At 61.9% G+C, this 13,759-nt stretch carries 11 protein-coding genes; 8 read left to right on the top strand and 3 right to left on the bottom strand.

Translation table 11 applies throughout. From position 1 onward, the window contains the following. Nucleotides 1-3 precede the first annotated feature (3 nt). The 7 genes from IB264_RS12815 to IB264_RS12785 all read left to right on the top strand — a co-directional run bounded on the left by IB264_RS12815 (nt 4) and on the right by IB264_RS12785 (nt 8,116). Nucleotides 4-312, top strand: a complete 309-nt coding sequence (locus tag IB264_RS12815) for a (2Fe-2S)-binding protein (protein WP_041692934.1) — start codon at nt 4-6, stop codon at nt 310-312. Then, the gene (locus IB264_RS12810; protein ID WP_192433572.1) at nt 305-1,702 is read left to right on the top strand and encodes an NAD(P)/FAD-dependent oxidoreductase; all 1,398 of its coding nucleotides are present in this window, start codon (nt 305-307) and stop codon (nt 1,700-1,702) included. The genes IB264_RS12815 and IB264_RS12810 overlap by 8 nt, the downstream gene beginning before the upstream one ends. After that, complete coding sequence (locus IB264_RS12805; protein WP_192433570.1) at nt 1,699-2,841, top strand: FAD-binding oxidoreductase; 1,143 nt, start codon at nt 1,699-1,701, stop codon at nt 2,839-2,841. The genes IB264_RS12810 and IB264_RS12805 overlap by 4 nt, the downstream gene beginning before the upstream one ends. Nucleotides 2,842-2,858: 17 nt before the next feature. Then, nucleotides 2,859-3,914: an ABC transporter substrate-binding protein gene (locus IB264_RS12800; protein ID WP_192433569.1), complete on the top strand. Its 1,056-nt coding sequence runs from the start codon at nt 2,859-2,861 to the stop codon at nt 3,912-3,914. 170 nt (nt 3,915-4,084) lie between these two features. Further along, nucleotides 4,085-5,002: a DUF6929 family protein gene (locus IB264_RS12795; protein ID WP_192433567.1), complete on the top strand. Its 918-nt coding sequence runs from the start codon at nt 4,085-4,087 to the stop codon at nt 5,000-5,002. A gap of 422 nt (nt 5,003-5,424) precedes the next feature. Further along, on the top strand, nt 5,425-6,468 hold the full coding sequence (locus IB264_RS12790) for a GlxA family transcriptional regulator (RefSeq protein ID WP_192433565.1): 1,044 nt from the start codon (nt 5,425-5,427) through the stop codon (nt 6,466-6,468). A gap of 253 nt (nt 6,469-6,721) precedes the next feature. Continuing rightward, nucleotides 6,722-8,116: a sulfite oxidase gene (locus tag IB264_RS12785; protein WP_192433563.1), complete on the top strand. Its 1,395-nt coding sequence runs from the start codon at nt 6,722-6,724 to the stop codon at nt 8,114-8,116. 103 nt (nt 8,117-8,219) lie between these two features. Here the strand turns inward: IB264_RS12785 and IB264_RS12780 are convergent, their stop codons facing one another. The 3 genes from IB264_RS12780 to IB264_RS12770 are packed head-to-tail and all read right to left on the bottom strand — an operon-like array spanning nt 8,220 to nt 12,748. Next, nucleotides 8,220-9,371 (bottom strand): efflux RND transporter periplasmic adaptor subunit, encoded by a 1,152-nt coding sequence (locus IB264_RS12780; protein WP_192433561.1) that lies wholly within the window; start codon nt 9,369-9,371, stop codon nt 8,220-8,222. A 15-nt stretch (nt 9,372-9,386) separates the two neighbouring features. Continuing rightward, nucleotides 9,387-12,530, bottom strand: coding sequence for an efflux RND transporter permease subunit (locus IB264_RS12775; protein ID WP_192433559.1), 3,144 nt, complete (start codon nt 12,528-12,530; stop codon nt 9,387-9,389). Next, nucleotides 12,527-12,748, bottom strand: a complete 222-nt coding sequence (locus tag IB264_RS12770; RefSeq protein ID WP_192433557.1) for a hypothetical protein — start codon at nt 12,746-12,748, stop codon at nt 12,527-12,529. Before IB264_RS12770 ends, IB264_RS12775 begins: the two co-directional genes overlap by 4 nt. A 305-nt stretch (nt 12,749-13,053) precedes the next feature. Between IB264_RS12770 and IB264_RS12760 the strand changes: the two genes are divergently transcribed. Beyond that, nucleotides 13,054-13,656 (top strand): TetR/AcrR family transcriptional regulator, encoded by a 603-nt coding sequence (locus IB264_RS12760; protein WP_192433553.1) that lies wholly within the window; start codon nt 13,054-13,056, stop codon nt 13,654-13,656. Nucleotides 13,657-13,759 lie beyond the last annotated feature (103 nt).

The following is a 13,759-nucleotide window of genomic DNA, read 5'->3' as shown; positions in this document are numbered from 1 at the left end:
GCGATGTCGAGACAAGCCCTGTTCAAGCGCCGATATCGCCGGGACGAGGAAGCAATCCCGTTCCTGCTCAACGGCTTGCCCGAAATCGGACGACGTGGCGACACGGTCATGACGGCCATCCTTTCGCTCGGATCCAGCCTTCGCCGGGCGGAATTCACCGGCGAGAACCGCGCAGGCTTCTGCCTGATCGGTGCCTGCCAGGATTGCTTGGTGATGACGGCGGACGGTAGCCGCGTGCGTGCGTGCAGCACGGCACTGAAACCCGGCATGGCTTTTTTCACGACCACGATGGAGTGCGTCGAGCATGACTGATGCTCTACCGATCGTGATCGTCGGTGCCGGTCCGGCCGGCATCTGCGCCGCCGAACAACTGGTCGAAGCCGGTATCCGGCCGATCGTTCTCGATGAGGGGTTGCGCGCCGGCGGGCAGATCTACCGGCGCCCGATGATCGACGACGGCCGTTCCTACCGCAACCGGTACGGCTCCGAGGCGAGAAAGGCCGAGCAGTTGCACGCGGCCTTCGAGCGGCTCCGTCCGGCAATCGAGTATCGGCCGGAAACACTTGCCTGGAACGTCAGCGGCCAGGAGCGCGGCGGTCACCTCGATGTGATGACTGACGGCGTGCATAACCAGATTGCCTTTTCCAAGCTGCTTTTGTGCACCGGCGCCACGGACCGCGTGCTGCCATTTCCCGGTTGGACGAGGCCGGGCGTATTCACGCTCGGTGCCGCCCAGACGGCTTTGAAGGCGCAAGGCTGCACGGTTGGCGACCGACTGGTTTTCATGGGGTCCGGCCCGCTGCTTTACCTCGTCGCCTGGCAGTACATGAAGGCGGGTTCGACAGTGGCCGCCGTGCTCGATACGGCGCCGTTGCGATCGAAAATCCATCTGGTATCGCTGTTCGCCCGAGCGCCGCGCATCGTCGCGCTCGGCCTGTTCTATGGCGTTCAGCTCCAACTGTCGGGCGTCAAGATTCGATATGGTGTTCGGCCCGAAACGGTCATCGGCGCAGACCGGGTCGAGGGCATCCGCTTTCAGGCGAGTGGCTGCACACAAGAGCTCGAATGCGACGCGATTGCCTATGGGTTTTCGCTGCGCCCGGAAACGCAGCTGGCCGACCTTGCCGGATGTCGCTTCCGCTTCGAGGATCGTGACCGGGCATGGTTGCCGGAACGCGACGCCCTGGGCCGCACGAGCCGCAAGGATGTCTACGTCTCCGGCGACGGCAGCGGTATTGCTGGTGCCGATGCCGCCGAGATCGACGGCCAGCTAGCGGCATTGGCAATCCTCAATGATGTGGGCAAGACGGTCGAGGGCGATCGTCTCCGGCAATTGATGGCTGCCCGGGCACGGATCCTGCGCCAGCGCGAAATTCTCGAAAATGCGTTTCCCTTCCCGCGCGACTGGTTCGAGACGGTGCCGGCCGAGACGACGCTTTGCCGGTGCGAGGAAATCAGCATCGGCGAGATTCGCCGCGCGGTCGAGGCCGGGAACATCGGCGAGATCAACCGGATGAAGGCTTTGAGCCGCGTCGGCATGGGGCGTTGCCAGGGGCGGATGTGTTCGGCCGCCGCAACTGAGGTGCTTCGCAGCATCCGCAATGTCGAGCCGCAGGAAACCGGCCGTCTGCGGGCGCAGGCGCCGGTGAAGCCCATTCCGCTCGGCTTCGGCGGTCCGCTCGACAGGGAGGCAGGCCGATGATCCAGCGCATTTCGGCAGATGTGACCATCATCGGCGGCGGGCTCGTCGGCAGTTCAGCAGCGCTGGCGATGCGCCAGGCCGGCCTTGCCGTCGTGCTGATCGACAAGGGCTTTTGCGGCGCCCAGGCCAGCGGTGTCAACTATGGCGGCGTGCGCCGGCAAGGACGGCCTCCCGAGCAGTTGCCGCTGTCCCAGCGAGCACATGGCATCTGGCCACGACTGAAGGCGCTGATCGGCATCGACGGGGAATACGTGCCGTCCGGCCATCTGAAGCTAGCGCGCAGCGAGGCGGATTTTGCCAAGCTTGAAGCCTATGCCGAGACAGCCAAGCCCTACGGGCTCGATCTCGAATTGGTTTCGGCTGCCGCATTGAAGACGCGTTTCCCCTGGTTGTCGGCGACAGGCGCAGGCGCATCGCTTTGCCCAGGCGATGGCCATGCCAATCCCAGGCTGGTCTCGCCTGCTTTTGCGCGTGCGGCGGAACAGGCGGGCGTGAAAGTCTTCGAACAGACCCCTGTGCGCGATGTGCGCGCGACTGGCAGCGGATTTGCCGTGCTGGCGGGAGAGAATGTCGAAATTCGCAGCCGTCAGATCGTCAACAGCGCCGGCGCTTGGTCCGATACGTTTGCCGCGCAGTTCGGCGAAAGCGTTCCGCTGACCCGCATCTATCCCTCGATGGTCGTCACCGAGCCGCTGCCGTTGCGATTGCCGGTCAGCATGGGCGAGCAGGGCGGCAGTTTTTACGGACGGCAGGTTGCGCGCGGCAACTATGTGATGGGTGGCGGGCGCGGAGCAGCACTTGCCGATCCCGATTTTTCGCGGCCGTCGGTGACGGCGGCTTCATCGGTCATGCAGCGCGCCATAGCGCTCTTTCCGCATCTGGCCAATGCCCAGGTCATCCGGTTCTGGTCCGGCACGGAAGCGGAGATGCCTGACGGCAATCCGGTCATCGGCGCAAGCCAGACGACGCCCGGCCTCTTCCACGCCTTCGGGTTCTGCGGCGCCGGGTTCCAGATCGCACCTGCCGTCGGCGAAGTGCTCTCGGAGCTCGTCGCCACCGGGCAAAGCTCCACGCCTACAGATGCCTTTTCCATCGGCCGCTTCAGTCAAGCAGCGGCTCAAACTGCAGTCTCGTTGTAAACAGAAAGGGGAATACCATGATTGACCAACGCCTTATGAGAATTTCGGCCCTCGCGCTGCTCGCGTTCGCCGTTCAGCAGACCACCGCCCAGGCGGAAACCAAGACGCTTTACGTCGGCATGAATGGCGGCAATTTCGAGCGCGCCTACACCGAGCACGTGCTGCCTCCCTTCGAAAAAGCCAACGACGTCAAGGTCGTCATCGTTCCCGGCACCTCCGCCGACATTCTCGCTAAGGCAACGGCTGCCAAGGACAATCCGCAGATGCACGTCATGCTGCTCGACGACGGCGTCATGGTGCGCGCCATCGGCGCCGGGCTTTGCCAGAAGATCACCGACGATCCTGTGCTTGCTGATATCCAGCCGGCTGCGCGCCTAAAGGATGACATGGCAATCGGCGTTGACATGGGAATGACGGGTCTTGCCTACAACAAGAAGCTCTTTGATGAAAAGGGCTGGCCAGCACCGAGCTCCTGGATGGATATGGCAGATCCGAAGTTCGAAAATGCGGTGGTGTTCCAGTCCGCTTCCGCCTCCAGCTTCGGCCTGCATGCCTTCCTGATGTTCAACCGCATCCAGGGCGGCGACGAGACCAATGTCGAGCCCGGTTTCGAGAAGTTTTCCGATATGATCGGCAAGAACGTCATCGAGTTCATTCCAAGCTCTGCCAAGATATCGGAGATGGTCCAGACCGGCGAAGCGGCAATCTTCCCGCTTACGCCGACGGCGGTCAACAACCTGAAGGACAAGGGTATACCGGTCGAATACGCCCAACCGAAGGAAGGCTCAGTCGTTCTCGCCGTAACCGAATGCGTCATCGCCAACAACAGTGAGCCGGAGCTCAGCCAGAAGCTTGCCCATTACCTGCTGTCGGCAGAGGCTCAGAGCCTGGCGCTGGACAATGGTAACATCATTCCGTCCAACAGGACCGCCAAGGCCGGCACGGCTGAGGCCAATGAGAAACTGGCGACCTTCAAGACCAACATGGAAACCGCGAAGGTTCTCGATTGGGATGCTATCAACAGGAGCCGCCAGGACTGGAACAAGCGCTGGAACCGCATGATCGAGCGCTAATGCGCGGAAAGTCATTCCTAGCCGCCTCGGCCTGACATCAAGCGCCTTCCGCCTCCCGGCGGAGGGCGCAGCCGTATCCGGGGCTGCTAGCGCACCACGCCTGATATCAAGGCGCTTCATGCCTCGGCCTGACCAATTGTGTTTGCATGAGCATGCTTTAGAACACAGGGATGATCGCTCTCACGAAGATACGCGAGTTAGATATTTCACCGGCCGACGCCGGGATCGGGCCTTTGCATGTAAGTGCTGCAAGCGGGCTCGTGTGCCTGGATTCGATCATCTACGTCATTGCAGATGATGAGCTTCACCTAGGCGTGTTTTCCTTGATCAACGGGAAGCCCGGTCATCTGATCCGACTGTTTGATGGCGTGTTGCCCGAGGCCAAGGCTGCTCGCAAGCGGCAAAAACCCGATCTCGAAGCGCTCGCACTCCTTCCCGCTTTCCGGGAATTTCGTCATGGCGCGCTATTGGCATTTGGCTCAGGCTCCAGACCCAACCGCCGCAGGGGTGTTCTGCTTGGATTAGGTCCCGATGCCGACATGCTGATGCCGCCGCGAACCGTGGATCTTTCACCCATTCTTGTTCCGCTCAACGAGGAATTCTCCGAGGTCAATATTGAAGGCGCGGTCGTGGTTGGCGATGAACTGCGCTTGTTCCAGCGCGGCAACAAGAGCCAAGCCGACAACGCGATCATCCGGTTCCCGCTTTCGATAGTACTGGATGCATTGCAGGCCGGGTCTGTCGAAGCCATTAAGCCATCCTCTATCCGTCGGCTAGACTTGGGGGTGCTCCACGGTGTCCCATTCTCCTTCACGGACGCGGCAGTCTTGAGCAGCGGCGATATGGTTTTCAGCGCCGTTGCAGAAGATACCGAAGATGCATTCCGTGATGGACCCTGCATCGGCGCTGCTATTGGGATAGCTGACAATAGTGGTAACTTGCGTTCGTTGCGCCGCCTTGAACGACCACACAAGATAGAGGGTATCCACGCTCGATCGGATGGAGGCCGTCTGGATCTCCTGCTTGTCACTGACGCGGACAACCCAGAGATACCCTCAGTGCTTTTTTCCACCATGATGGAAATCTGAGATCCCGAAAATAGGAAGCGAGCCGGGCGATTCTCTGGGCTATCCGACACGCATGATTTGGGTTCGGGGAACACCTCTTCCCCAAGAGCTTTTGTAGCCAAGGCCCTCCCGATTTCGATCAACCCATCCGATCGATTGAAGCAAACTTCGGCTACTGCGCCTATGACACGGCCAAGCTCCCTTGCCAGGCTGACTGCCGTACCGATACGGACTACGATCGGCATAGAGAACGCGTCGCAGTTACAGGCGCAGCGTGGAAGTGCGCGAATGACGCCCTCGTCTCGGTGGAAACGCCGTTCTACCTTCTTTCTATAGTCCCCACCATCCCCAGATCAGGTAGGATAAGATGGTGATGGCCGATGATTGCGCGGCGTACGGGAATGTCGAACGGTGCCTATTTACCAGGATGAATAGAGGTGGTTATGAGCTCTGCAAACGATACCCCAAGCGGCGGTCGGCTGAAGATCGGGTTCATTCTCGCCCGCTCCTTTACGCTTTCGGCTTTCGCGTTGTTCGTCGACACTTTGAGATTAGCCAGCGACGAGGCCGACAAATCCGGCAGGGTCTTGGCCGATTGGCAAGTGTTGGGAAGCACGCGTCATCTCATTACATCCAGTTGCGGCGTGCAGCTCGCGCCGACATCAGATTTCATTGACCCAAGCGAGTTCAATTACATCGTGGTCGTCGGTGGGCTACTCAACAGCGAAACGCCTGTTGATCATCACACCGTGGAGTATCTGAAGAAAGCCGCCGCGCGCAAAGTTACGTTGATCGGGGTCTGTACGGGAACATTCATCCTGGCGGACGCGGGTTTGATGAAAAACCACCAAAGTTGCGTGAGCTGGCTTCATCATGACGTGTTCCGGGATCGGTTTCCCGGGCATGAGGTTCGGGCAGACCGGATTTTCAATCTCGATCGCAACCGCGGCTCTTGTGCGGGTGGCAGCAGTGCCGCAGACATGGCCGCTTTCATCGTAAGACGCCACATCAGCAAAGCCGCGGAGCGAAACGCACTCGAAGTGTTGCAGATCGACAAAGCCCGCACCGCCTTGCATATCCAGCCGCGTCGGCCGCTGTCCATAGAATCCAATGATCCCCGGCTCAAGGCGGCACTCATCATAATGGAAAGGAACATCGAGCAAACAGTCTCGATCGACAAGCTTGCTGCGTCCGTTGGACTATCGCGACGGCAGCTCGAGCGCCTATTCGTGGAGAAAGCAAACAGCTCTCCGGCCATTATCTATAGGCGCATGCGTCTGGAGCGGGCAAAGCATCTCGTAATGGAAACGACCGCCCCCTTGATCGAAATCGCGATGGAAGTTGGTTTTGAAAATGCCTCGCACTTCGCAAAAGCCTTCCGAAAAGCGTTTGGCCAATCACCAACCAAGCTGAGGGACGTACTCGCTGTCAATCCGGGAGGATTTCCCCCGGACCCATCGCCCTTCAACAGAACCGACGTGTTGTAAAAATCTACCTTGGCGGCCGAATTGCCGGTTTTAGCCCAACTGGACGCTGGATCTGCCGGGTTTTGCGTTCAGGGTCGCATAATGTATCCTCGGGAATTGCGTCGCGCGATCCATCTCCGCATCGTGCAGGTGCTGAAATGATCGTGAGCAATGCTAGCGGAGCAACGTGTCCTCAGGATCGGGATCGATCGCCTTGCAGACCGCAACGGGCGGTTTGGCGCAGGGCAACCCCGCCCTAACATGGAGGTTCCCAGTGCCTCTGTTCATTGTGCACCATCAGCATTCGCCCCAAACCTGCCCCGCACGCGATCCGGCCAAGGGCGCGATGCTGCTGAACCATTTGAGCCGGCCTAGCGCCGCTCGCCATGGCGTGGTCATCAAGGGCGAAGCCGTCGTTCGCGGTTCCCATTCACTGTTCTTCATTGCCGAAGCGGCGGATGAGACCGCCCTCCAAGCGTTCTTGACGCCGTTCCTTCAAGCCGGTGAGGTCGAAGTGATGGCGGCGTCGACCTGCGCCGGGGTCGTGGCGAGCGGCGGCTGCGATGCACGCCCGGCCGACGTTTCCGCCGCGGTTCTCGACCCGGCGGACGCTTGCCAGGACGCCGTTGAGGCGGGGCTCCTAATTCATAGCGTCTATCCGCTGAACGGCGAGACGTCGGTGCAGGACCTCGCGGGCGGGGCAGTCGTGCCCAATGGTCGGTTCTACTTGCGCAATCACTTCGATATTCCGAACCTCGATGGCGAGAGCTATCGGCTCTCCGTCAGCGGGCTGGTCGAGAAGTCTCTGAGTCTGAGCATGAGGGACCTTCACAATCTTCATGCAGAGAGCCTCGTGGTGACCCTCGAATGCGCTGGCAACGGCCGCAGCCTGTTCGATCCGGCCGTGCCCGGCGAAGCCTGGGGCCTGGGCGCCGTCAGCACCGCCGAATGGACCGGCGTTCCCTTGAGCAAGGTGATCGAACGGGCAGGCCCGCGGTCCGGTGCGACGGAACTTACGTTCCGCGGTGCGGACGGCGGGCTCGTCGAGGGTCACGATGCGCCGATTCGTTTCGAGCGTGGCCTCAGCTTCGACCAGATTCGCGAAACGGACGCGCTTCTCGCCTACGAGATGAACGGCGAGCCGCTGTCGTCAACTCATGGCTATCCGCTGCGGCTGATCGTGCCCGGTTGGTATGCGGTGGCGTCCGTCAAGTGGCTGACCGAGATCGTCGTTACCGACAAGCCCTGCGAGACCCACTATCAAACGGAGAAGTACTGGTACCAGTGGGTGCGGAACGGGCGCGACGAGCGCGCGCCGGTGACGCTCATGAGTGTGCGGGCGCTGATCTCTTCGCCCGATCAGGGGGAGAGCCTACCGCGCGGCGAGACCGCGATCCGTGGCGTCGCGTGGTCTGGCGCCGGGAGCATATCCAGGGTCGATGTCAGCCTAAACGACGGCCCGTGGCGCGAGGCGCGGCTCGTCGGCGAACGGCGGCGCTCTGCCTGGCAATGGTGGGAGCTGATCACGCGACTCGAGCAGACGGGGCCGCTCGCCGTGCGGGCGCGCGCCACCGATATGGCCGGCCGGACTCAGCCTGAGCGCGCCGAGTGGAACCGTCTGGGCTACGGTAACAACTCGATCCACTCTGTGACCGCACAGGTGATCTGAAGCTCAGAGCGAGCACTCGACGAGACGTCTGGTCAGCTAAACGTCGCCGCGGCGGATGCGGTCGAATGGCCAAGTGCATTTGCAGCGATCCTACAGCGCCGCGCTACTTCTGCGCCTGCCCCGCCGGCATCGGCTTGACTGGCGCGCCGGGGAAGATCTTCTGCAGATTTCCGGCGATCACCTGGTCGCCTTCCGAAACACCCGTGGCCAACCCAATGAGATCGCCGCTGGTCGGGCCGAGGGTGACGAGCCGCTGCTCGACCGTATCGTCCTTGCCGACGACATAGACATATTTGCCGAGCTGGCTCGATCCGAGTGCCGTCTCCGGCACCATCATCACGTTCGGTTCATCCCTGATCTTCAGGCGCACGCGGACATACTGGCCGGGAAGCAGGGTCAGATCGGCATTGTCAATCGTGGCGCGCGCTACCACCGTTCCGGTATTGCCCTCGACCGTGTTGTTTATGAAGCTGAGGTCGCCGCGGTAACGCGGTTCCTTGTCGCCGGGCAGAAGCACCTCTGCCTCCACTTTGCCCTTTGTCCGGGCCCTCCGGATGTCGGCGAGTTCGGTTTCGCTCGGGTTGAACGAGACATAGATCGGCGAAAGCTGCACAAGGTTGTTGAGCGGGGTTCCGGTCGTGCTGCTGACCAGTGTTCCCTCCGGCGCCAGGTTGCGCCCAAGTTGCCCGGCAAAGGGGGCACGGATTTCGGTGTAGTCGAGGTTGATCTCAGCGGTGCGCACCGCCGCCCGCGACATGGCAAGTGCAGCCTCCGCCTGACGCACTGCGCTCTGACGCTGGTCGAAACTGTCCTTGTCCAGATATCCTGTCGTGGCAAGCTCGTTGCCGCGCGTGAGATTGGATCGGAGATAGGCGAGTGACGCTTCGTCCCTTTCGACCTGGGCCTTTGCCTGATCCAGTTCCGCCCGATAGTCGCGTGCGTCGATCCGGTAGAGGAGATCGCCGCCCTGAACATCCGAACCGTCCGGAACCGCCTGTGACTCGATATAGCCGGTGATCTTGGCGCGAAGCGTCACGTTGCGGATCGCCTCGGTCCGTGCGGAATAGTCGAGATAGATGGGGATCGTTTTCTTGACGACAGCCGCGACGGGAACGGGCATGGCCTGTTGCGCCGGAGCCGGGGCGGCCCCGGCATCGCCGCCTTTGATCTCAAACCCGCCATTCCTGTAGTGGTAGGCCGCAGCGAGGGCGGCGATTATGACCACTGCGGCAAGGACCAGTCTCGAACCACGCATGTTAGGCTCCAATCCTTATTCCGCCGCCTCCGGCTCGTGGCTCTGGCCGACGGGCTTCGAGGAAAGTCCCTCCCGCCATTGTTCGATGACCGCGTAGAAGACCGGGACGAAAATGAGTGTGAGAACAGTCGCCGCGAGCATGCCGCCGAACACGGTGGTGCCGATCGACTGGCGGCTGGCAGCACCGGCGCCCTTGGCGTACATCAGCGGCAGCACGCCGAGGATGAAGGCGAAGGCTGTCATCAGGATCGGGCGCAAGCGCAGGCGCGCCGCTTCCGCTGCTGCTGCCACCACATCCAGCCCTTCTTCGCGCCGGCGGCGGGCGAACTCGACGATCAGGATGGCGTTCTTGGCGGCAAGTCCAACCAGCATTACGAAACCGATCTGCGAATAGACGTCGATCTGCATTCCGCGAAGCCACAGTGCCGACAGCGCGCCCAGAAGCGCAAGCGGTACCGAGAGCAGCACCATGAACGGCATCGACCAGCTTTCGTACTGGGCGGCCAGGATCAGGAAGCAGAAAACGAGCGCGAGCGCAAAGACGAGCGCGGCGATCGAACCTGCGCGGATCTCCTGATAGGTAATGCCGGTCCATTCGAATGTGTAGTCCCGCGGCAGCGTCGTACGGGCCACCCGCTCCATTGCCGCTGCCGCCTGGCTTGAACTGAAGCCGGGTGCTGCCGCGCCGTTGATCAGCGCAGAGGGATAGTTGTTGTAGTGGGTGATGGTCTCTGGGCCGACCGTCGACTTGAACGAGCCGAGCGTGTTGAGCGGCACCATTTCACCCTGGCTGTTGCGCACATAGAACCGTGAAAGATCGGTGGCCGAGGCCCGCGCAGCCTGATCGGCCTGCAGCGTCACGCGGAAGGTGCGACCGAACAGGTTGAAGTCGTTGACATAGAGCGAGCCGAAATAGATCTGCAGCGTGCTGAAGATATCCGGCAGGTTGAGGCCGAGCAGTTTCGCCTTGTCACGGTCGAGATCGTAATCGAATTGCGGGCTCGACGTGCTGAAGGTGGTGAAGAGCTGGTAGGGATTGATCTCCGGCTGTTTGCGCGCCTCGGCAATCAGCGCCTGAGTTGTGTCGCTGAGCGCCTGTGCACTGCGCCCTGCGAGATCTTCGATCTGAAACTCGAAGCCACCGGTCGCGCCGAGCCCCTGGATCGACGGGGGATCAAAGGCGAGCACCAGGGCGTCCGGGATCTGCAGCAATTGCGGCTGCACCGCCTCGCGCAGCGCCGAAGCGCCTTGCGCCGGGGGACGTTCATCCCATGGCTTCAGAACCGCGAATTGCACGGCGGAATTCGACTGGGCGGCGAAGGACAGGAAATTGAAGCCGACGACGGAGCCGACGAAATCGACACCTGACGTGCCGCGCAGGATCTCTTCGGACCGCCGCGCGACGGCCTGGGTGCGTTCGAGCGAGGCGCCGTCGGGAAGCTGGATGACGACGAAGAAGTAACCCTGGTCCTCGACCGGCAGGAAGGTCGACGGCGTGCGCTGCCAAAGCGCGTAGGTCGAGCCGATGGCGATGAGGAAGAGCGCAAACAGCGCCCAGCGCCAGCGCACGAGCCCGGCTATGCTGCGTGCATAACCATCCGACAGTGCGTGAAAGCCGGTGTTGAACCAACGGAAGAGCGCAAAGCGCGGCTCGCCGCGATAACGCAGGAAGGCGGCGCTGAGCGCCGGGCTGAGGGTCAGCGAGTTGAAGGCGGAAAAGGCGACCGAGATCGCGACCGTCAGGGCGAACTGGTTGTAAAGGCTGCCGGCAACGCCCGGGATGAAGGCGACCGGAATGAAGACCGCAAGCAAGACTGCGGTGGTCGCGATGATCGGGCCTGTCACTTCCTGCATCGCCTTGCGCGTAGCGGCAAGTGGCGGCAGGCCGGCCTCAAGCTGACGTTCGACGTTCTCGACGACGACGATCGCGTCGTCGACCACGAGGCCGATGGCGAGCACCATGCCGAGCAGGCTCAGCATGTTCAGCGAAAAGCCGAACAGATACATGACGACCAGCGTTGCGATCAGCGACACCGGGATGGCGATCGTCGGAATGATCGTAGTGCGCAGGTTCTGCAGGAAGATGAAGACGACGAAGACGACGAGGGCGAGCGCCTCGAGCAACGTAAACACCACATCCTCCATCGCCGCCGAGACGAAGCGGGTGGTGTCGTAAAACATGTGGTAGGCGATGCCTGCGGGGAAGCGCTGCGACAGTTCATCCATTTTGGCCTGGACGCGGCTTTGCAGGTCGAGCGCATTGGAACCGGGCGCCTGGAATACGGCGAGTACGACACTTTCCTTGCCGTTGAAGGTGACCGACGACGAATAGAGCAGTGCCCCGAGTTCGATGCGCGCCACATCGCGCAGCCGCGTCGTCGCCCCGGTCGTCTGGTCGGCCCGAAGCACGATATCGCCGAACTGCGCCGGATCGCTCAACCGGCCGAGCGCATTGATCTGCATCTCGAAGGGTGTCCCGGCTGGTGCCGGCGATTGCCCGATCTTGCCGCCTGCGACCTGGATGTTCTGTTCGGCGATGACGTTCTGCACGTCGACGGCGGTGATGCCGAGATTGGCCAGACGGTCGGGATCGAGCCAGACGCGCATCGAATAGCGACGCTCGCCGAAGAGCTGGACGTCGCCGACCCCAGGCAGGCGCTTCAATGGATCGAGGATCTGCAGGTAGGCGTAGTTGCTGACGGAGGCGAAATCGACCGAATTGTCGGGCGAATCCAGGCTCACCAGCACGGTGAAGTTCGGAATCTGCTTGGCAATGGTCACGCCGGTCTGGTTGACGAGCGCGGGAAGCGAGGAGGCTGCCTGCGAAACGCGGTTCTGGACGTCGAGTGCGGCGACGTCGATCGGATAGCCCACTTCGAAGGAAATGATGATCCGCGACGAGCCGTCATTCGAACTCGTCGAGGTCATATAGAGCATGCCCGGCACGCCGTTGATTTGCTGTTCGAGCGGCGTCGTCACCGTATCGGCGACGACCTGGGCGCTGGCACCCGGATAGTTGGCGGCGACGACGATCTGTGGCGGCGTCACGTCGGGAAACTGCGAGATCGGCAGCAGGAAATAGCAGATGCCGCCGGCAAGCGTCATGATGATCGCGATCGCCGATGCGAAGATCGGCCGGTGAATGAAGAAGTCGATCATGGCGGGATCGATCCTTGCAAGGCGCCGCCGTGAACGGTCCACGGGGCGCCGTTGTGGTAAAGTGCCCCGCGATTGGAGCGTTCGAAGGGCAGAATGTTTGCGGCAGCGATGCTGGCGGCATTTCGGGAGATCTCGAAAACGTGCAGGCAGACGTCTGCCACGCGGACCATGCGGTCAGCGGCGCGGTTCTTCGCCTTCGGCCCATCCAGCATGCGCATCGTAAGGCTCCAGCACGAGATCACGATGGGCCGGAGCGACCCAAATCTTGAACGTGATCGAAACTTATAAGTCTGTGCGGTGTGCACTCTGGCTAAAAGACGCCCGACGACCGCGCCCACCGACATTACGCTAGAAATTTTTCTGCAGTTACCGCCGTGTCCCGGAAGCCCTCGCGACAAACGGCATTCCTCGATGCGCCGCTGGCGAAAATGTTACTGGTCGGTAACATCGTCGCATGTTATCTGTCGCCAACGGGTCGTCAAGGGGCAAGTTTTTCCATGCCGACGACGTCGGGCCGAATGCGATGACCACGGATTCCCGCAAGCAACCACGTCTTTCGCCGCGCGATCGCCTCGTCGAGGCGGCCCGCCAGTTGTTCCGCAGGCACGGCATTCGCGGGATCGGTGTCGACGCCATCGCCGATGCCGCCAGCAGCAACAAGATGACACTCTATCGTCACTTCAATTCGAAGGATGAACTCATCGTCGAATGTCTTCAGCGCGCGGCAATGGAGATGGACGGCTACTGGCGGGAGCTGGAGGACGCCCACCCCGGCGACGGGCTGGCGCAGCTCAGGGCCTGGGTCCGGCGGATCGCCGAGCACCTCGGCAACGACGATTGCCACTGCGAAATGATGAGCGCCGCCGTCCAGCTGACGGACGCGGACCATCCCGGCAGGTCGGTGATCCGGAAGTTCAAGGATGCGCAACGCGATAGCCTCGTGGAGCTTTGCCGCAAGGCCGGTGTCGCCAATGCGGAACTGCTCTGCGACACCTTGCTGCTGTTGATCGAGGGCGCGCGTGTCGCCCAGCAAAGCAGCGGACAGCAGGGGCCGAGTGCCCGCTTTGCGGAAATCGCCGACGCGGCGATCCTATCGCTTTCCGTGAGCGGCGCCGTCCGCAGATAGCGGCGCGTTGCCTACCGCTCCACCGGCCATTCGGGATGGTGGCTGTCGATCACGAAGACGTGCTCGTTGTCGATGCGCGCAACTCCGGCGATGAGAGGGTGGT

It is taken from the genome of Ensifer sp. ENS11 (assembly GCF_014851895.1).
GTDB classification, from domain to species: Bacteria; Pseudomonadota; Alphaproteobacteria; order Rhizobiales; family Rhizobiaceae; genus Ensifer; species Ensifer canadensis.
The sequence above is the reverse complement of the archived record's forward strand: the minus strand, read 5'-3'. Positions and strand labels throughout refer to the sequence as shown.

Excerpts from the sequence above, each read along its gene's own strand:
- IB264_RS12815 (WP_041692934.1), top strand. The coding sequence starts at position 4 with ATGTCGAGACAAGCCCTGTTCAAGCGCCGATATCGCCGGGACGAGGAA.
- IB264_RS12810 (WP_192433572.1), top strand. The coding sequence starts at position 305 with ATGACTGATGCTCTACCGATCGTGATCGTCGGTGCCGGTCCGGCCGGC.
- IB264_RS12805 (WP_192433570.1), top strand. The coding sequence starts at position 1,699 with ATGATCCAGCGCATTTCGGCAGATGTGACCATCATCGGCGGCGGGCTC.
- IB264_RS12800 (WP_192433569.1), top strand. The coding sequence starts at position 2,859 with ATGATTGACCAACGCCTTATGAGAATTTCGGCCCTCGCGCTGCTCGCG.
- IB264_RS12795 (WP_192433567.1), top strand. The coding sequence starts at position 4,085 with ATGATCGCTCTCACGAAGATACGCGAGTTAGATATTTCACCGGCCGAC.
- IB264_RS12790 (WP_192433565.1), top strand. The coding sequence starts at position 5,425 with ATGAGCTCTGCAAACGATACCCCAAGCGGCGGTCGGCTGAAGATCGGG.
- IB264_RS12780 (WP_192433561.1), bottom strand. The coding sequence starts at position 9,371 with ATGCGTGGTTCGAGACTGGTCCTTGCCGCAGTGGTCATAATCGCCGCC.
- IB264_RS12775 (WP_192433559.1), bottom strand. The coding sequence starts at position 12,530 with ATGATCGACTTCTTCATTCACCGGCCGATCTTCGCATCGGCGATCGCG.
- IB264_RS12770 (WP_192433557.1), bottom strand. The coding sequence starts at position 12,748 with ATGCGCATGCTGGATGGGCCGAAGGCGAAGAACCGCGCCGCTGACCGC.
- IB264_RS12760 (WP_192433553.1), top strand. The coding sequence starts at position 13,054 with ATGACCACGGATTCCCGCAAGCAACCACGTCTTTCGCCGCGCGATCGC.